The sequence below is a fragment of the Microcystis sp. M061S2 genome, from assembly GCF_020245605.1.
Classification (GTDB): Bacteria; Cyanobacteriota; Cyanobacteriia; order Cyanobacteriales; family Microcystaceae; genus Microcystis.
Genome location: NZ_JADBUP010000042.1, coordinates 67,543 through 84,925, shown reverse-complemented (window position 1 = coordinate 84,925; position 17,383 = coordinate 67,543). Strand labels below are relative to the sequence as shown.

Here is a 17,383-nt window from a genome sequence, read left to right as displayed (position 1 = left end):
GAGCAGTATTAAATAGTAGTTTCCCACTGTCTTTTCACTGTTTACTGATTACTGTTCACTGATTACCGAAAAATCCCCATCCTACCCAATCACCTCATGTAAATCCGTCGGTGCGAGATTAGGATAAACCACTTCACCATCCTTAAACCAAATAATGCGCCCGGAATTACGCGCCACATCAGCCTCGTGAGTTACCATGACGATAGTAATGCCACTGTTATTCAATTCCGAGAAAATAGCCATCACCTCTTGGGTAGTTTTCGAGTCTAGCGCCCCCGTCGGTTCATCGGCAAGTAATAATATGGGTTGATTGACAATTGCCCGGGCAATAGCGACGCGCTGCTGTTGTCCCCCCGATAATTGATTGGGTTTATTGTGCAGTCGATTATCTAATTTTACCTTCGTTAAAGCAGCGATCGCTCTTTCCTTTCTTTCTTGGGGAGAAACCCCACCATAAATCATCGGTAACATGACATTTTCTAGCGCACTCATCTGGGGTAAAAGATGGAATTGCTGGAAAACAAAGCCGATTTTACGATTGCGAATCTGGGCTAAATCCCCATCCGGCAGCGTGGAAACGTCGAGATTTTCTAGATAATAGGACCCCGAGGTGGGACGATCAAGACAGCCGATAATATTCATGACCGTGGATTTTCCCGAACCCGATGCCCCCATAATAGCGCAATATTCCCCTTTTTTTAGGCTTAAATTGACGTTATTAAGGGCTTTAACCATGGTTTCGCCACTGCCATAGATTTTAGACACATTTTCGAGGCGAATAATTACTGGCTGATAGACTTCGGCTTTATCGTTGCGTTCGCTGAGAGAGGAAGTATCAAAACTCATGAAATAAATAGAGATAAAACCAATAAATGCAGCTATTCTAACCTGAGCAATTCTCCATTCAAGCAACATCCTTGAGAAAACCGACTAGAGGCAAGAAAACCGGCGCTAAATTCGAGCGAGCCACGGCTAAACAGGGATAGGATCGATCGCTATAATTTTCCCCTACCCGCAAGGGAAAAATCTTTTCTCCTAAAGAGATAAATACCCCGCCGGCGGCCTGTAGAATTGCCCAAACCGCAGCAATATCCCAGACTTTTGGGGTTGCTTCCACTCCTCCCAAGACAGTGCCATCGGCAACCAAAAGCAGATTATAACTAGCCACTCCTATCATCCGCACTTTGCAGGGAAAGGGATTTTTAAATATATCTGTACTACGAGCGCAGAGATTGAAAAGATGATTTTTGCTGGGAAAATCTTCGCTGGTGTGAATCGGTTGACCATCGCGGTAGGCTCCCTCTGGACCGGTTAAACCCGTCTCACCGTACCAATAACCATAATAGGACTGTTTCAGGCAGGGCAGATAAACAAATCCGAACACAGGAGTCCCCCGGTAGAGAAGTCCTAGGGAAATGCCCCAGATGGGAATACCGCGAGTAAAATTAGTTGTACCGTCGATTGGATCCACTACCCAACACCATTCTTGATCCGGGAAAATATGGGTAGTTTCCTCGGTTAGGACTCCATGATTCGGGAAAGTGCCGGCAATTAGCGATCGCAATTCCCGATCAGACCAACGGTCGGCAGCCGTCACTAAAGTCCCGTCTGCTTTATTGGTGGCCTGTAATTTGCCAAAATCAGCCAGTAAGCGATCGCCAACCTGGCCGGTAGCCTGATAACAAAAGTCTAAAACCTGACTCCAAAAAGTTTCCATAATTTTCTCGTTCGTCTTCTAGTAGAATATCAAATCATTGTCTAAACTTAGGTAGTCGAGATTGAGCGCGGAACCCCACCAGGAGATCAGACTAGCTACCCGTCTAGAAGCGATACTTTACCTAAAAGGGCAGCCTGTCCCCTTAACCGAGATGGTGACATTAACCAACAGCGATCGCTTGACGGTGGAAGATGCCATGATCGAGTTAATGTCCGATTATGCTCACCGGGATAGTGCCTTGGAAGTGGTGGAAACCCCCCTCGGTTATAGTTTACAATTGCGGTCAGCTTATCAGAATTTGATCGAAGACCTGATCCCGGCCGAATTAGGCACGGGAACTCTCCGCACTTTAGCAGCGATCGCACTAAAAGAACCGATTTTACAAGCGGATTTAATTAATTTACGCGGCAGTACGGCCTATCAACAGGTTCAGGACTTGGTAGAACGAGGATTTGTGAGAAAACGCAAGCAAAACGAAGGTAGATCCTACTGGTTAGAAGTAACCGATAAATTTCATCAATATTTCGAGGTTGACAATCTTAGGGAACAGGGTATTCTGGAAGCTACCGATCAGGAATAGGGAGAGAGAGGGTATATTAGGGGTAAATATTTCTGATCACTGAGCTAAACTTGAGGAAGATGGGGGGACTTCGGGCAATCAAGAAGAGCGATTTGTTAACCTAAATCTAATAACCACTACAGCGTGGGAGTTCTGATGACTTTTAATCCTGATTTTTTTCCCTGGGAAACCGAAGAACAAAATGATAACTGTCTGATGCAGTATCTCCAGCAGCAGCATCCTGAAACCCTTGAGAGAATAGCCCAATCGGTCAGTAGCGAAATTAAAGATATTATCTCGCAAAACGTCAAGGGATTGGTGGGAATGTTGCCCTCAGAGGACTTTGCGGTACAAATTACCACCGACCGCGAGAATTTGGCTAATCTTCTCGCTTCAGCGATGATGACAGGTTATTTCCTCGGTCAAGTGGAGAAGCGCCATCATTTAGAATCAATTTTGTTAGCTACAGAATCAATTAAATTGGGCAAAAAACCAAAAATAGATTAATCTTCACCCAAGACAGAGACACTTTCATCGGTGTCTCTATCGGTTTTTAGCCCCCTTTGGCAAAACTCACCATCACCAAAATCGAGAGCAGGATACCGGGGACAAGTAAACCCGCTAATAATCCAAATTCAGTCAGCGTCATAGCAGAATATGCCCAAAATTCCATCACTTCCTACTCTAACCCCCTCTTCCGGCTACCTCAACAAAGCTTAAGGAAAATTTAAAGCCTTTTACCGTTTTTTTTCCTATCAGTTGTCCGACTAGACAAACCAAAGAGAGTCTTTTTGCTGTTGGCAAGCGGTTTATAATTCTTTTTTCAGCGCCCCGTATAAAGCTGAATAATCGTCCTCTGCGAATCCCATTTCTAAAGCCTTTTCCAGAAGGCGCTGCACTCCTGTTAGGGGAAAAGTAGTTAAATCTAACTTCTGCGATTCCTCTAAAAAAAGATTGACATCTTTGAGTAAATGTTTAGTGGGAAAATTAGGGTTAGCATAATTTTCTTCTAACATTCTCGTTAATTTTTTGTCAAAAGTAGGCGCATATAAGGCACTTTGACGCAGGATAGTCATGAATTTTTCTATATCTACTCCTTGCTGGGATAAAAAAGCTAAACTCAAAGCAAAAGCACTGGTTAGAGAGGCAATTAATTGATTTAAAGCTAATTTTAACGCCGCGGCGGTTCCCACTTCCCCGATTAACATCGGTTCTTGACCAAAATGTGCTAATAAATTTGACCATTGATGGAACTGTTTCTCCGTTGCTCCCACCATAACTAAGAGAGTCCCATTTTTAGCTTCGGGAATACTTCCTAACACGGGTGCTTCTAGATATTCTCCCCCTTTAGCAACAATTTGATCTCGCAGTTGTTTACTTTCAGAAGGGGCAATGGTTCCCATCTGGATAATAGTCCGATTATTGAAGTTGGATTGCGCGGAATTTAATCCTAAAACCTCTTGGATAGCGGCGGTATTAGTTAACATTAAAATCAGACAATCTGCCTCTTGAATGACTTGTTCAGGAGAGTTAAATGTTTTGGCTCCCAACTGCTGTAAAGGTGCTAATTTTTCTAAGGTGCGATTATAGGCAATAACAGAAATTTTCTGATTTAATAATCTTTGTACCATTGGCGTTCCCATTAATCCCGTTCCCAAAAATCCAACTTTCATAACTCGATTTTTCCTGATTTAGTGATTAGTTTTTACTTGTTTTTATAGCTGTCCAATGACGTTTGGAAGACTGATAAATTTTAACATTTTTTAATCCCGATTGCTGGATTAAATCTTCGATTTCTGCTAGGGTAAAAGCGGCATGGAGAGAATCTTTAAATAGTTGCGCTTGTCTGGGAGAAAAATTAGGATCGATTTCCCTCACCATCCCCTTGATTATTTCCTCGGAATCGGGACGGAATAAATCTCTTAAAAAAATGCCACCATGAGGTTTTAAAACTCGCTTAATTTCGCGTAAAAAAGGCAGAGGATTTTCGAGATGATGGATTAAACTATTAGAAATAACTAAATCAAATTGCTCGGATTGGTAGGGAAGATTTTTTCCATCAACTTTCTCCAATTTGATCTGTTCTTGACAGTTAGCATTAAGGATATTTTTTTGACCAATTTCTAACATAGAATCGGCCAGATCAATAGCGATAATTTGCCATTGGGGACGTAGTTGACTGAGCATAATCGGAATGCGTGCAGTACCGGTTCCTACATCTAACACCCTAGCATTAATACTGGCCAATTGTACGGCTTCTTTAGCAAAATTAGTATTAACTTCGGTGAAGTCCATGGCATCATATTTGATCGCTTCTTCCCGATCATCCATTACTTCTGGTTCTAAAATTCTTTCCATAGAAAAGCTATCTTTAGGGATTACAATATTCACAATACATCGGATCGGCGGTTTTTTGACCATTGGGAAAGAGTTTTTCCTCTCGATAATCACACCTTTGACAACCGTATAGTTCCAGTTTAATCAAAGAGGTGGGAAAGTGACATAAACCACAGGGTAAACCCGATGTTATTTCGATAATATCAAACCCCGGACAACCACAATTAGGACATAATTGATTAAGTTTCTGCACCAGATTTGCCGTTGCGGCTGCAATTGCTTTCATCCGCGTGGGATTGTGCATAGCGCGCATATCGGTTTCTAGGTGTACTTTGCCGTTTTTGTCAAGAATATCTTCAACAATTTTAACTAAATTTTTCTGGTCAGTAATTCCCTTAAAAATCTGCTCAGAGTCGAGAGAATTTTTATCAAACATCACCACTAATCCATGACTAGGAAACCCGATTTTTTCGGCAAATTCTAAAGCAGCTGCTAGATTAGTGACAGTTTGGTGAGCGTGATTAGTTTCCGTGACTATTGCTTGACCAATTATTTCTAGATTATGGACTCGATCGAGCAATAAAATCAATTCACGATTACAGGAAATCAACGGCAAATTGGGATAGGGATAAAAACTACCCTCACTAGCAATTCCGATATCGTATCCCGAAAGCTCGATCGCTTCTTGTGCCTTGCTGCGAGCGGTTTCAATTTGTGTCCCGATGCGCTTAATATCCCGGGTAAAAGTGCCAAAGCGATCGGTATTAAAATTATCGGGTACAATCACCTTAAGGCCTATTTCTTGCGCTAAAATCGGTGCAATTACCCGCTCTTTTCCGTGCATAGTCCCTAAAATTGCTATCCGATCTTGAAACATCTTTTCTTGAAACATCTTGAGCAAGGAAAAAGTAAAAAACAGCAATCAGCGAAAAGAAAACGGCAATTCTCTACTTAAGACTGTCCACTTAAAACTCACATCTGATAACTGATAACCGATAACTGATTTAACTTTCTGGGTTTTTTCCCTGAGCTTGTTGTAATCTTTCTGCTGCTGTTTCCATGACTTCTGCAAAGTTTTCGAGAATTTCGCCGGGGTGCGCTTCGAGGATTTTTGTGGATAGGGAAATGCGATTTTTATATTCGTCAATTTCCGCGACTACCACTTTAATTGCTTGACCAACTTTAAAGAAAGTCATGGGAGAATTAAAAGAGGCTCCTGTCACCTGTTTAGCATGGAGTAATCCCGTCACTCCACCGCAATCGACAAAGACACCGTAGGGTTGTAATTTAACCACGGTGCCACTTAATAATTTACCCACAGCTAATTGACTGATAGCGTTAGCGCGAGCAATTTCTCGCTGAGATAAAACTAATTTATTATTTTCTTGATCGATTTGAATAAAAGTTGCGGTTAAAAGTTGTCCGATCAGGGAATCTAAATCATTTTTTTCGATTAAATGGGAGCGAGGGATAAATCCTTTTAATCCCTCCACTTCTCCCGTCACTCCTCCCTTATTCACCCCCGTGACGCGCAGCTGCACCGACTTAGCACTTTCAGAGATTTCCCTGACATTTTCCCAGGCTTTTTGTAGTAATAATTGCCGCAGAGACAGGGTAACTTGTCCTTCCGCATCCTGTCCACGGGTAATCAGAAAATCGAATTCTGCACCTATGGGTAAAGCTTCGGCAATGGAAGTAACATTTTCCAGGGAAATTTCCCTTAAAGAAATAAAAGCGGAGGATTTGCCGCCAATATCGATGAATGCTCCATCGGAGGTGTGTTGATCGACTCTCCCGCGCACGATCTGCCCTTTTTCAAATTGATAATCGTATTGATCAAGAGCTTTGGCAAAATCGTCCATGGAAAAGGCAGGGTTCGGTGTCATGATAAATAGAATGGTTACAATTGTGATTTCGATCTGCTTCCAGTGTAAGCTGAAGCTTGAGGAGTCAGACCATTAAGATTTAAGAAGGCTAAATAACTCTAGCACATGATCCCAGGCAGATTTGGCCGCCTTAGCATTATAACTAGCTCTTTGGTCGCAGAAAAAGCCATGGTCGGCGTTTTCATAGCGGAAAACTCGATGAGGAATTTGATAACGAGTTAATGCGTTTTCTATCTCATCCACTTGCTTTTGGGGAATACTCGCATCTAACATCCCGAAAAATGCGTAGATTGTCCCCTTGATTTGGGGAGTCACCTTCACTGTCGCTTGGCCACCACCGGGGGTTCCCGTGGTGATTCCCGCACCGTAAAAAGAGGCACTAACTTTGATATCCTCTAGAGTGGAGACAAGATAAACCACATGACCACCAAAACAAAAACCGATCATGCCGACACCGGTTTTTTGCACCTGTGGCAAACTATAAAGATAATCGATGGTGGCCTGGATATCGCTGATTAATTCGGCTGCTTTGGTTTGTTCTTTGTACTGACGACCGATTTCGATATCTGCCATACTGTACCCCGTTTCAAAACCAGGAGCGAATCGCTGATAAATGGCAGGAGCGATCGCTATATAGCCTTCTTGGGCAATTCTGCGGGTGACATCGCGAATATGGTCGTTTACGCCGAATATTTCCTGAATCACGATAATTGCCGGGTAAATTCCCACCCGATCGGGAATGGCTAAATAGGCATCTATGTCAATATCTTTGTTAGGAATCGTAACAGTTTGCGTATTAATGGTCATAATTTTCTCGGTAAAAAGGCTGTTGTTTTTTTGGTTTCGGGGTTTTAGGGTGTTGGGGTTTTAGTTGAAATTTCCCATTCCCCCATTTCCCCATTCCCCCACTTCCCCATTCCTCAAATCAAAACAAACTTTTCCAAGGCCGCGGCTACCCCATTTAAGTCTACACTGGGGGCAACCCAATCGGCTTGATCCTTAACAGCTTGGGGAGCATTACCCATGGCGACACCGACACCCGCGTAGGTGAGCATAGAAACATCATTAAAATTATCACCGATCGCCATGACGTTTTTGGGTTGTAATCCTAGGATATCTTCGGCCAAAAATTTGGCAGCGCTTCCCTTGGTAGCCTCAACGTGGGTAACTTCAAAAAAAGTCGGACTCGATTGGGTAAAGTATAAATCTTGATTTTGATAACGTTGCTGTAAATGCTGCCAAATCTCGGCGATAAATTGCTTATCTTCCCCCATGGCCAGGATTTTAGTAGTTTTGTGGGCAACTTTGCGTAAATCTCCCACTGCTTCGGCAATAATACCCGATCGCTGCCGATAGAATTCCGTTTCCGCGTTTAATTGCCGCACATAAAGCACATCGTCCATATAAAAATTAAGGGAGATTTTCTCCTTCCATTGGGGTTGTTCGAGATAATCTAAAAGATCGATCGCTAAGTCGGGGGAAATGGGAGTATGTCGATGGTGAACTTGGGAAACAGGATCTTGAATCCAAGCACCATTGTAAGCAATTAAAGGTAAACTCGATTTAAGGCGTTGATGAAAACGTAAAGCCGAGCGGTACATCCTACCAGTGCCGATAGCGACGCGAATTCCCTTTTTTTGGACGGCCGAGACAGCTTGCACCACAGCCGGATTAACCTGATTGTTATCCCCAGCGATCGTTCCATCCACATCGACAACGATTAAGCGAATATCCACAGTCTTTTCCCATTCAACGGTCAACAGTTAATAGTTTGCCACTTCCCCCCTCAAAAAGGGTAAGAATTAAGTAGTCTATTAAGTATCGGGTAAATTTTGGTATTCAGCCAAAGCATTGATAAAAAAGAAGTCTCCCCAAATTAAACCCGTATCATAGATTTGGCTGGGTCGGATCGATGCGGGATGATGATAACAACCATGACGCAATAGACTCATCTCTGGGGCGGTTTCATCGGGAAAATACTGAAAAGAAGTCAGATTCAAGAGAATATTATCGATCGCCTCTCGATAGGTTCCATAACTAGCATCACTGCTGGGTAAAGCTTTTAATAAGCGAATCATCCCCGCCACAGCGATCGCTGCTGCCGAAGAATCCCTTTCGGTAGCGGCATTTTTTTGCAAGGCATAATCAAAATCCCAAGGGGGAATAAAATCTCCGGCGCGTCTTTGTCCACCGGGCCAACGATCGGGCAAATTTTCCAGATAATAATTAATGGCATCCTTGGCAATGGTTAACATTTCCGGATCGCCAGTGTAAATATAGGCCGTCGTGGCAGCATAAATAAACCAAGCTTGACCCCGGGACCAAGTGCTATCATCGCGCCAGCCCTGTTTTCCCTCATTAAATAAGAAATTTCTATAGGTGGGAGAGTTGACATTTTGATCAAAATAGCCTCTTTGCCAAGTTCCCGTTTTACCCGGGCGACGATTAGCCCCAAAGGTGCGGCTAATGGTGCGGATGTGGGAAAGGGCCTTTTCTTGCCAATCTTTTGCTTCCTTGGGGTCAGAATTGTGGAGACTTGCCCAGAGCAGTTGTTCTATATTGATCGTATGGTCCATAAAAACCTGCCAATGTTCTTGCTGATCGGTGCGATCGGCCTTGCGTAGCCAGCCAAAAGTCCCGATATCGCTGTGATAACTCCCCTTGCCATCCTGAAAGGGTTGCGCTAGTTGTCTGGCTCCCTGTAAAGTTATCTCTAAAGCTTCCTGTTTTTCCTGGCCCTGTCCCGACTCAAACCAAGGAGCAAACACCAGTAAATTATTAAGAGCGATGTCTTTGTTCTTCAAACTGGCTTCTTTTAAGGGATCGCTCCATTTTTTCGCAGCAGCTGACCAAAAGCCGCCATACATAGGGTCTGATTCTAAATCAGCCATTTTCCATAACAAAGCAGGAAAAGCCCCGGCTGCCCAAAAATTGGCCTTTGCTAACTTCCAAGTGCCGGGGGTGGGACTATTGAGCATCCGTCGCCAATTGAAGAAATTAAAACCCGATGGCTCTGGATTGGTAAGATAGGGATAAACAATGCCAAGATAGGCATAACTGTCAATATAGTCGATCGTAGTGGTTAGTTTAATCCTAGCCAGATCGAGACAGAGCTTAATTCTTTCGGCCAGGGGCATTTTGTCCCGTAATTCCGCCGCCGATTCGGGACGATGGATAATCAGGGAGGCCACCGCACCGATCGCCGCCCCCGTACCCATAATAATTAGCGTGCGTCGCTTCAAATTCCTGACTCCTAAGCTGGATAGATGCGAATACGGCGATTCGGTTCCTCTCCGAAGCTATCGGATTGGAGACGGTAATGTTCCACTAATTCGTGCTGCATTTTCCGTACTTTCGCTGATCGCGGCAGTAACTCCACCGGTTGACCGGTAGGAATAACGATTTGTTCCACCGCTAACCTGGCCTCCTCTAAAGCTTCGATCTCGTCATCGCTGCCGCTGCGGGCAAATAAACGCAGGTCGGCACCTTCCTGATTCATCGGGTCATCAATGCCCAAAATCCGCTTTAAACCCCGAGAAATTTGGGGCAGGGTATTGGATTTGATGCCGTGGATAGGAATTTGTCTTACTTTGGCAATTTGACGCAATTTTGACTGATTTTTAACGTGGGAACGCAGGGCTAGCACCGCATCGGCCCCCTGTAAATCTTTGGTCAAAACGATCGGCAAATCTAGGGCTTGTACTACCTGTTCGATCGGGGCGCGACTAACCCCGTAGGGATAGACATAAACCGGCCAATCTTCGCCATTGGGACCGGGGACGCGGACTTTTTCCGTTTCCGGTTCTTCCTGCAGCCAGGATTGTTCGAGGAGGCGATCAAAATCGTTTTCTCGGTTGAGTCCGCCTGCACCAAAACGGGCCACGGGAGTCATCCGGCCATCGGCCCGCCATCCCTTGGGTTTATCCATTTCTGGCAGATAATTGCGACGCAAAGGGGTGAGGTTTTCCGGTTTTGGTTCTTCCTGAGCGACCTGTACTTTTCCCTCCTCGTCCACCCAACGGATTTGGGCAATTGCTTCCCGTCCCCGCAGCAGTTGGTCGATAGTGGTGGATACGTCCTCGTGGATGACCCAGCGCTGACGTTCCAACATTTCGATGGCAATGTCAAAGGTGGGCGGTGCTTTGCGTTCTAAAACGGTCTTCTGGGAACCCCGGCGGCGTGCTTCTTCGTCTCCGAGAGTTACTGCCTGAATTCCCCCGACTAAATCCGATAAAGTCGGGTTTTTAATTAAATTTTCCAGTTGATTGCCGTGGGCGGTTCCCACTAACTGCACCCCGCGTTCGGCGATCGTGCGAGCGGCCAGAGCTTCTAATTCCGTACCGATCTCATCAATCACGATCACCTCCGGCATATGGTTTTCCACCGCTTCGATCATGACTTGATGCTGCAATTCCGGACGGGCCACCTGCATCCGACGAGCGCGACCGATGGCCGGATGGGGAATATCTCCATCTCCGGCGATTTCGTTGGAGGTGTCGATAATCACTACCCGTTTATTGAGATCGTCGGCTAAAACTCGGGCTATTTCCCGCAAGGCCGTGGTTTTCCCCACCCCCGGACGACCGAGCAGCAGCAAGGATTTACCCGTTTCCACCAGGTCGTTAATTAGGGTGATCGTACCGAAAACGGCCCGACCGATACGACAGGTTAAACCGATAATTTCCCCGTCTCGATTGCGAATGGCACTGATGCGGTGCAGGGTGCGTTCAATCCCGGCGCGATTATCGCCGCTAAAACTGCCCACCCTGGCGATCGAATACTGGATTTCTTCTTTTGAGATCGGTTCGTCCCCCAGATCGATCGCCCCATCGGGAAAACGCGCTTCTGGTATGCGTCCCAAATCCATAACCACTTCGATCAGTTGATGCTGCCGCGGGTGTTCCTCGATTTTGGTGCGAATCCGCGCAGGTAGAATTGCCAAGAGTTTGTTTAAATCGTCGGTAACTGGCATCCGAGAGGAGGGTAGGGTTTCTGGCATTAATAGTAAAAGGTTTTGGCGATAATTGGCCGTTTTTATTTCCAAGATTTTCTTGGGGTCTAACACATTTATGGGTTAGTTGTCAATTAAAAAAATATTATAGTTTTTTGAGCAAGGCTAGGCTTTCAATTGAGCCACGAGAATAGAAGCGGCTTTAACGACTTCTTGGTAGGCTTGGGGGTCATTTTCAAGGTTAGGCTGGTCTAAATGCTCTAAAATTGGCAAAATCAATGAACGGGCGTAACTTCCATAGGCAATACCAGCGATTTTTTCTCTCAGTCCCAGTTGCTGTAATTTGGTCACGGTGTGGTCATTGGTTCCCCCAGCTAACTGCACAAATCCGGCTAGATTGGCACAGAGGACTTTTTTGGCCATGTTAATGGCCGGGTGGGTGGTTCCTTTGCCGATATCGCCGCTCATCGGTCGGCCGTCAGTCTGCCAAATCAGAGGACAGTTTAGGGGTGAAATGGTTTCTCGCAGATAGTGGAGGTAATCAATGATATATTCATGATCTTGGCAACTTATGGCGAGGATTTTTAGGTTTTTACTGACAGGTGCGATCGCTTGCCAGAGTCGAGCAAATTCCTCTCCATGACCGACTTGGGTATGAATTTCGATCGCATCCACTCCCATTTCGATAATTAAGGGGATAATTTCTGCGGGTTGACAGACACGGGATTTTGTCTCGATTATTTGCCTGGGACAAACGGGTAAGCAGCGACCGCAACCATAACAGCGCTGTTCGATCACTCCTCCCCTATCGATAGCATAAGCGGGACAGATTTTTTCGCAGGGACGGGGACAATCGACTGGACAAAGTTGCGGGTTAAAGACAGCTTTACGAAAGTGGGGATCTTCACCGTCATTGAGACTGACCATCAACCAAGGTCGTCGATTGGGCGGGAATCCGGCGATTTTGGCGGCGGTTTCGATGCCTTCTTTGGCCGCAAGGATCACGGCTCGGTCGGCGGCCACATCAATACAATCGGCTCCGACGATAGTATAGGCCAATGCAAGGTTGCGAATCGTGGGCAAATCTTGGTAACTAGCTCCACAGATGAGCTTGAACCAGTGACCCGCAACTAAGGACTGTAAGGGAGAGGAGTTTTTATCTAGCACTTTTTCATCCTATCGCGGCCAGTCCCTAAATGTCAGCCCTGTGCTGCTCTGATTCTTACCTAAAGACTGATTATTGATTCTTCTTGGACGTACTAAGTCAGAAACGGTAAGTAAAACCGATTTATTCAACAACTTCATTGTCTTTTTACCAGTAAGTCACCGAAGGGCGGTCGTCTTCCTTTATATTCTTGATGTATAATGATAGTTATATAATGTCAATAGTATGTTTAGATAATTTTTGAGATATAATGACGGATAGGGAACTAGGACAGCGTATGCAGAAATTACGGGAGAACGCTGGGTTAACTCAAAGAAAACTAGCGGAACGGTTAGGTGTGACAGTGCAAACCGTAAGCAATTGGGAAACAGGCTACAGGGAACCGAGAATGAACCCATCGCAAACATTAAAGCTATGTCAATCCCTTAACTGCTCACTTGCACAACTAGCTGGAGCGATCGCACCATGTCAAGACGACTGACATATTTAGTTATCCCCAATCTCACCAGCGATCGCAATTAAAGAAAATATAGGAGACAGAAAATGGCTAACGAAACCGTTACTTATTCCCTAGAAGCTGTTCTGACAAGGATCGAGGGTAAAATAGACAAAATCGATGAACGGTTAACCAAAGTAGAAATAGGACAATCGGAGATCAGAGGGGACATTAAAGCTTTAGATGAGCGACTAACTACGGAAATTAAAGGACTAACGACACGGGTTGCTTATCAGGAATTTACCAACCGGGGGATTTTTATCGCCCTAGTTGTCGCCATTTTAGGAGGGGCAGCTAAACTTTTTGGTTTTTTCCCCAATCCCTGACAGCGATCGCCCTCGGTTAGGCCGAGGTTGACACTAAAGACCTAAACCAAGTTCTAAAATCCAGTTGATTCTTTTTGGACGAATGCCATCGGCCTCTACATTCAACTATAAACCCAAACGCTGCTTTTGACGGGCTTTATAGGAAGCTAACAGCCAAATAGAGCCAGAAATCAAAGAAGGAGCAAGGACGAAAAAAGTGGCCATGGTTACGGGATGTTCCCGGGCCCAGACCCAATAAATCATCACGGCAAAAATCAAGCCACAGTAAGCTAGTCCGAGAAAGGGAATGCCAATGACTAAAATGGCGAATCGAGTATCTTTATCCATAAAATATCGGGATGGCAGCGAAAATTTAGCTGATGGGTTCCGCTTGTCCCTATCTTTACTTATAATCTTCCTTCTGGGATTGCTTGCGGAAAAATAAGGTATTTTTTAGAATTAGGCGCTGATTATTGGGAGGCCTTCCTTGCCGAAACAAAGATTAGATTTATTATTAGTAGCCAAAAATCTCTGTGATTCCCGTCAACAGGCACAGCGATTAATTCGCGCTGGAGAGGTGAAAGTCAATCATCAAATCATCGATAAACCTGCCACAGAAATCGATCCAGAAGCGGCGATCGAGATTAAGCAGAAACTGCCCTATTTGTCAAGGGGGGGCGAAAAATTAGCCAAGGCCTTAGAATTGTTTGCCATTGATGTCCGCGATCGCATTTGTTTAGATGGAGGCATTTCCACGGGGGGATTTACCGATTGTCTCTTGCAAAAAGGGGCAAAACGGGTTTATGGGGTCGATGTGGGTTATGGACAAGTGGCGTGGAGTTTACGGCAGCATGAACGGGTTATTTTACTAGAAAGAACTAATTTTCGCTATTTAACCCCAGAAAAGTTATACGGATCAGAAAAACCCGCCGATTTAGCAGTTATGGATCTGTCTTTTATTTCTCTGACCAAAGTTTTACCGACCCTGTGGACGCTATTAAATCCACCGCGAGAAGCGATTTTATTAGTCAAACCCCAATTCGAGGTGGGACGGGAAAAAGTCGGCAAAAAAGGGGTAGTTCGCGACCACCAAGACCAAGCAGCGGCAATTTTTCAGGTTTTACAGGCCGCAGAAGTCTTAGGATGGTTCTATCGGGGTTTAACTTGGTCTCCCATTACCGGACCTGCGGGTAACGTCGAGTATCTTCTCTGGTTATCCACCGATATCGGCCCAGTTAGTCCCAGTTTATCAGCGATCGCAGAAATCACCCAAGCAGCGATCGAACAGTTTTAAACCAGGTATTTTCTCAAGGAAGTGGGGAGAGGGGGAAATTTTCGGAAAACCCTTGACAAATGGCGAGACTTGCTTTATAGTTTATGTATAATGGTAATCCGTGCGCCCATATATATAGGGTTTTTAAGAGAAGATAAGAGAGAAAAAAATAGACTCAAAAATCGGATTAGGTAGGAAGAGGATAAAGGTATGAAGACGGAAAATTTCTCTCCCCGACAAGCATTAAACAAAGCATTTCTGAGAGTCAAACCGAATCTTTGTCAGGTAGAGAAGTTTCAGGTATTCTTACATACAAAAACGATGATCGGGGAGTTCAATCTATTGGAAAATGGGAGAGATAACCCGAAAAATTATTGTTAAATCATGTTAAGTCCCGTAGAAACGATTAAAATTCTCGAAAATCATCCCGATCGCACTTTTCCAGCTGGTGAAGTTATTTTTGCCGATGGCACGGAGGGCGAGTTAATGTACGGTATTCTTAGCGGAGAAGTGGAGATGTATGTCAAGGGGCAATTGATAGAAACTCTACAAAAAGGGGACGTATTCGGAGCAGGAGCACTCCTGCACCCAGATAAACGGCGAGAATCCACAGCTATCGCCAAAACTGACTGTAAATTAGCCTATCTCAATCAACCACAGTTTTTATTTGCCGTGCAGGAAACTCCCATGTTTGCGATCGAAGTGTTAAGAAGTTATTCCGATCGCTTTCGCAAGTTGAAAAAAATCTTCACCAGTGAAGCATAAAGGAGCAAAAGAAAGCCATACCCCGAAAACTATTGACCGAAAATCTCACCGATAGTTAAACGGGAACCATTGACCAAATCCCCACCAGAACGCGGAGGTTTTCCCGATAATTGCACTTCTTTTAATAATAATAAACCCTCACCCGTCTGCACTACCGGCCCGAAATTTTTCCAGAGAGCCACGATCGCTCCCACTTCTCCGCTTAGATGAGAAAGGTCTTTTGTCTGTAATTCTGGAGGAAGTTGACTAGGATCGTCTAGGGGAATAGTGGCCATCACTTTTAGGGGTTGTCCCCGGAAAGTGGTCAGCGCATGAGGATAAAAACCCCGGACTCGATCGTGAATTGTCCGGCCCGAATCTTGCCAGTGGATTAGATAGTCGGATTTCTCAATTAAAGGGGCATAGGTGGCATCGTCGTTATTTTGAGGAATTGGGGTAATTTCTGCTCGATCGAGCTTAGAGAGGGTTTCTAGGAGCAAATCCGCCCCCATTTGCCCTAGGGTTGCTCCCACCTGTTCGGCATTGTCAAAAAGAGCGATCGGGCTGTAGGCTTTCAGTAGCATCGGTCCGGTGTCCATGCCCGCATCCATTAACATGGTGGTAATGCCGGTTTCTTTTTCTCCCCTAGCGATGCACCACTGCACGGGGGCCGCTCCCCGATATTTCGGTAAAATTGAGCCATGAACGTTAATACAGCCTAATCTCGGCATCTCTAGAATTTCTGGGGAGAGGATTTGTCCGTAGGCAACGACTACAAAAGCATCCGCTCGGGATTGTCTGAGAAAATTTAAGGTTTTAGCATTTTTTTTCACACTTTTGGGCTGCAAAACCGGTATTTGCTGTTCTATGGCTATTTGTTTCACCGGTGAGGGGATTAATTGATTACCCCTTCCCCGGCGCTTGTCCGGTTGGGTAACGACGGCAATTACTTCTATATCGGGATTGGCTAATAATTTTTTTAGGGTGGGAACAGCAAAAGTCGGGGTTCCGAAAAAAACAATACGCATGGGAAAAGGGGGGATTTTTCAGTTATCAGTGTGCAGTAACCATTAACGACTAACTATGCCGGACCATTGGATTTTTTTGGCTTTTTCCCGACGATAGGAGAAAAAATGATCTTCTTGTTGATAGGTACAAAAAGGAGCGATCGCGATTTGTTCATCCCTAATTCCTAACTGTTGTAGTTGATGATAAATCACCCTTCGCACGTCCAAGCGCACTTTTCCTTTTTCCTCGTCAGCAAATAAGGGGGAAGGGGAGAGGTTAAATAAATTCGCCAGAATTTGGTCGGGATTGGTTTCTTGAGGAAATAAACTTAAACCCACTTCTGCGGCAACTTCTCCATCGACTTGATACACTTCCCCGGCAATTGCCGGCCCCAGGGCCAACACTAAGTTATCTAAACAACTACCAGAGTTTAATAACTGCTTAACTGCTTTGACAACTATTCCCTTAGCTGTCCCTCTCCATCCAGAATGAATCGCCACCCCAACACCGCTAGAGCGATCGCCTATTAGTACAGGCGTACAATCAGCACTAGCCACCCAAATCCCTTGACCGGAAGCATCGGTGATAATTCCATCCGCTTCGGCTATTTCTGGGTTAGTAATCCCTTGGGGATTTAATAGGCGATCACCATGTACCTGTTTGACCCGGTAAACTGGTACATTTGCCCCTAAAGCGTCCGTAAAAGCTTCCGGGGTTTGGGGGTAATAATGACGGGTAAAAAAGCCGTGAGACCAATCCTCTAGGAGATTACAGGTAAGATAGGGCAATCCTTGCCATGTTTGCCATTGCCACAGAGAAGTCTCGGTTAATCGCATATCGATCGCTACATTGGTCACAGTCTAAGCCTCTCTGGCTGCAATAATACCTTATTCTCTCCTATCCTAGTTCTGAGCTTGGCTAAAAGGCAACCGGAAGATTATT

21 protein-coding genes are annotated in these 17,383 nt (G+C 45.0%); 7 read left to right on the top strand and 14 right to left on the bottom strand.

The window, feature by feature from the left end; genetic code table 11:
- Positions 1–81: 81 nt before the first annotated feature.
- Together IM475_RS07945 and IM475_RS07940 are read right to left on the bottom strand one after the other, a co-directional pair.
- A complete protein-coding gene (locus IM475_RS07945) occupies positions 82–846 on the bottom strand; it encodes an ABC transporter ATP-binding protein (RefSeq protein WP_287658881.1) in 765 nt (254 codons plus the stop codon).
- Between the two features lie 58 nt (positions 847–904).
- Positions 905–1,717 carry an inositol monophosphatase family protein gene (locus IM475_RS07940; protein ID WP_287727225.1) on the bottom strand — a complete coding sequence of 271 codons (813 nt, stop codon included), beginning with the start codon at positions 1,715–1,717 and terminating at the stop codon, positions 905–907.
- Positions 1,718–1,778: 61 nt separating this feature from the next.
- On the opposite strand from IM475_RS07940, the gene scpB reads away from it, so the two are divergent.
- Together scpB and IM475_RS07930 are read left to right on the top strand one after the other, a co-directional pair.
- Positions 1,779–2,297, top strand: a complete 519-nt coding sequence (scpB, locus tag IM475_RS07935) for an SMC-Scp complex subunit ScpB (RefSeq protein ID WP_287658883.1) — start codon at positions 1,779–1,781, stop codon at positions 2,295–2,297.
- Between the two features lie 135 nt (positions 2,298–2,432).
- On the top strand, positions 2,433–2,783 hold the full coding sequence (locus IM475_RS07930) for a DUF760 domain-containing protein (RefSeq protein ID WP_002803308.1): 351 nt from the start codon (positions 2,433–2,435) through the stop codon (positions 2,781–2,783).
- A gap of 302 nt (positions 2,784–3,085) precedes the next feature.
- On the opposite strand, the gene IM475_RS07925 is transcribed toward IM475_RS07930, so the two are convergent.
- From IM475_RS07925 to ldpA, 9 genes are all read right to left on the bottom strand, one after another.
- Positions 3,086–3,949: an NAD(P)-dependent oxidoreductase gene (locus IM475_RS07925; RefSeq protein ID WP_287727224.1), complete on the bottom strand. Its 864-nt coding sequence runs from the start codon at positions 3,947–3,949 to the stop codon at positions 3,086–3,088.
- 25 nt (positions 3,950–3,974) lie between these two features.
- The gene (locus tag IM475_RS07920; protein ID WP_287727223.1) at positions 3,975–4,634 is read right to left on the bottom strand and encodes a class I SAM-dependent methyltransferase; all 660 of its coding nucleotides are present in this window, start codon (positions 4,632–4,634) and stop codon (positions 3,975–3,977) included.
- A 13-nt stretch (positions 4,635–4,647) separates the two neighbouring features.
- Complete coding sequence (locus IM475_RS07915; RefSeq protein WP_287727222.1) at positions 4,648–5,505, bottom strand: DUF6671 family protein; 858 nt, start codon at positions 5,503–5,505, stop codon at positions 4,648–4,650.
- A 112-nt stretch (positions 5,506–5,617) separates the two neighbouring features.
- Positions 5,618–6,475, bottom strand: a complete 858-nt coding sequence (locus IM475_RS07910; protein WP_287727253.1) for a S1 RNA-binding domain-containing protein — start codon at positions 6,473–6,475, stop codon at positions 5,618–5,620.
- A 96-nt stretch (positions 6,476–6,571) separates the two neighbouring features.
- Complete coding sequence (locus IM475_RS07905; RefSeq protein ID WP_287727221.1) at positions 6,572–7,306, bottom strand: dienelactone hydrolase family protein; 735 nt, start codon at positions 7,304–7,306, stop codon at positions 6,572–6,574.
- Positions 7,307–7,419: 113 nt separating this feature from the next.
- Positions 7,420–8,235: a Cof-type HAD-IIB family hydrolase gene (locus IM475_RS07900; RefSeq protein WP_287658957.1), complete on the bottom strand. Its 816-nt coding sequence runs from the start codon at positions 8,233–8,235 to the stop codon at positions 7,420–7,422.
- A 78-nt stretch (positions 8,236–8,313) separates the two neighbouring features.
- Positions 8,314–9,741, bottom strand: coding sequence for a hypothetical protein (locus tag IM475_RS07895; RefSeq protein WP_287727220.1), 1,428 nt, complete (start codon positions 9,739–9,741; stop codon positions 8,314–8,316).
- 11 nt (positions 9,742–9,752) lie between these two features.
- On the bottom strand, positions 9,753–11,498 hold the full coding sequence (locus tag IM475_RS07890; protein WP_502865514.1) for a R3H domain-containing nucleic acid-binding protein: 1,746 nt from the start codon (positions 11,496–11,498) through the stop codon (positions 9,753–9,755).
- Between the two features lie 117 nt (positions 11,499–11,615).
- Positions 11,616–12,617, bottom strand: a complete 1,002-nt coding sequence (ldpA, locus tag IM475_RS07885) for a circadian clock protein LdpA (RefSeq protein ID WP_287727218.1) — start codon at positions 12,615–12,617, stop codon at positions 11,616–11,618.
- A gap of 248 nt (positions 12,618–12,865) precedes the next feature.
- On the opposite strand from ldpA, the gene IM475_RS07880 reads away from it, so the two are divergent.
- Both IM475_RS07880 and IM475_RS07875 read left to right on the top strand, forming a co-directional pair.
- Complete coding sequence (locus IM475_RS07880) at positions 12,866–13,096, top strand: helix-turn-helix domain-containing protein (RefSeq protein WP_287727217.1); 231 nt, start codon at positions 12,866–12,868, stop codon at positions 13,094–13,096.
- Positions 13,097–13,158: 62 nt separating this feature from the next.
- Complete coding sequence (locus IM475_RS07875; RefSeq protein ID WP_287658890.1) at positions 13,159–13,437, top strand: DUF4164 domain-containing protein; 279 nt, start codon at positions 13,159–13,161, stop codon at positions 13,435–13,437.
- Between the two features lie 105 nt (positions 13,438–13,542).
- Here IM475_RS07875 and IM475_RS07870 read toward each other — a convergent pair whose 3' ends face one another.
- Entirely contained in the window at positions 13,543–13,764 is a 222-nt protein-coding gene (locus tag IM475_RS07870) for a hypothetical protein (RefSeq protein ID WP_002736250.1), read from the bottom strand.
- A gap of 139 nt (positions 13,765–13,903) precedes the next feature.
- On the opposite strand from IM475_RS07870, the gene IM475_RS07865 reads away from it, so the two are divergent.
- The 3 genes from IM475_RS07865 (at position 13,904) to IM475_RS07855 (ending at position 15,454) form a co-directional block, all read left to right on the top strand.
- Positions 13,904–14,710, top strand: a complete 807-nt coding sequence (locus tag IM475_RS07865; protein WP_287727216.1) for a TlyA family RNA methyltransferase — start codon at positions 13,904–13,906, stop codon at positions 14,708–14,710.
- 189 nt (positions 14,711–14,899) lie between these two features.
- Positions 14,900–15,070: a type II restriction endonuclease gene (locus IM475_RS07860; protein ID WP_287727215.1), complete on the top strand. Its 171-nt coding sequence runs from the start codon at positions 14,900–14,902 to the stop codon at positions 15,068–15,070.
- A 3-nt stretch (positions 15,071–15,073) separates the two neighbouring features.
- Entirely contained in the window at positions 15,074–15,454 is a 381-nt protein-coding gene (locus IM475_RS07855) for a cyclic nucleotide-binding domain-containing protein (protein WP_287727214.1), read from the top strand.
- A gap of 29 nt (positions 15,455–15,483) precedes the next feature.
- On the opposite strand, the gene fmt is transcribed toward IM475_RS07855, so the two are convergent.
- Positions 15,484–16,461: a methionyl-tRNA formyltransferase gene (gene fmt / locus IM475_RS07850; protein WP_287727213.1), complete on the bottom strand. Its 978-nt coding sequence runs from the start codon at positions 16,459–16,461 to the stop codon at positions 15,484–15,486.
- 42 nt (positions 16,462–16,503) lie between these two features.
- Entirely contained in the window at positions 16,504–17,298 is a 795-nt protein-coding gene (pgeF, locus tag IM475_RS07845) for a peptidoglycan editing factor PgeF (RefSeq protein ID WP_287727212.1), read from the bottom strand.
- Between the last annotated feature and the right edge of the window lie 85 nt (positions 17,299–17,383).

Coding starts and splice junctions, on each gene's coding strand:
- IM475_RS07945 (WP_287658881.1), bottom strand. CDS start 846: ATGAGTTTTGATACTTCCTCTCTCAGCGAACGCAACGATAAAGCCGAA.
- IM475_RS07940 (WP_287727225.1), bottom strand. CDS start 1,717: ATGGAAACTTTTTGGAGTCAGGTTTTAGACTTTTGTTATCAGGCTACC.
- IM475_RS07930 (WP_002803308.1), top strand. CDS start 2,433: ATGACTTTTAATCCTGATTTTTTTCCCTGGGAAACCGAAGAACAAAAT.
- IM475_RS07925 (WP_287727224.1), bottom strand. CDS start 3,949: ATGAAAGTTGGATTTTTGGGAACGGGATTAATGGGAACGCCAATGGTA.
- IM475_RS07920 (WP_287727223.1), bottom strand. CDS start 4,634: ATGGAAAGAATTTTAGAACCAGAAGTAATGGATGATCGGGAAGAAGCG.
- IM475_RS07915 (WP_287727222.1), bottom strand. CDS start 5,505: ATGTTTCAAGAAAAGATGTTTCAAGATCGGATAGCAATTTTAGGGACT.
- IM475_RS07910 (WP_287727253.1), bottom strand. CDS start 6,475: ATGGACGATTTTGCCAAAGCTCTTGATCAATACGATTATCAATTTGAA.
- IM475_RS07905 (WP_287727221.1), bottom strand. CDS start 7,306: ATGACCATTAATACGCAAACTGTTACGATTCCTAACAAAGATATTGAC.
- IM475_RS07890 (WP_502865514.1), bottom strand. CDS start 11,498: ATGCCAGAAACCCTACCCTCCTCTCGGATGCCAGTTACCGACGATTTA.
- IM475_RS07880 (WP_287727217.1), top strand. CDS start 12,866: ATGACGGATAGGGAACTAGGACAGCGTATGCAGAAATTACGGGAGAAC.
- IM475_RS07875 (WP_287658890.1), top strand. CDS start 13,159: ATGGCTAACGAAACCGTTACTTATTCCCTAGAAGCTGTTCTGACAAGG.
- IM475_RS07870 (WP_002736250.1), bottom strand. CDS start 13,764: ATGGATAAAGATACTCGATTCGCCATTTTAGTCATTGGCATTCCCTTT.
- IM475_RS07860 (WP_287727215.1), top strand. CDS start 14,900: ATGAAGACGGAAAATTTCTCTCCCCGACAAGCATTAAACAAAGCATTT.
- IM475_RS07855 (WP_287727214.1), top strand. CDS start 15,074: ATGTTAAGTCCCGTAGAAACGATTAAAATTCTCGAAAATCATCCCGAT.
- fmt (WP_287727213.1), bottom strand. CDS start 16,461: ATGCGTATTGTTTTTTTCGGAACCCCGACTTTTGCTGTTCCCACCCTA.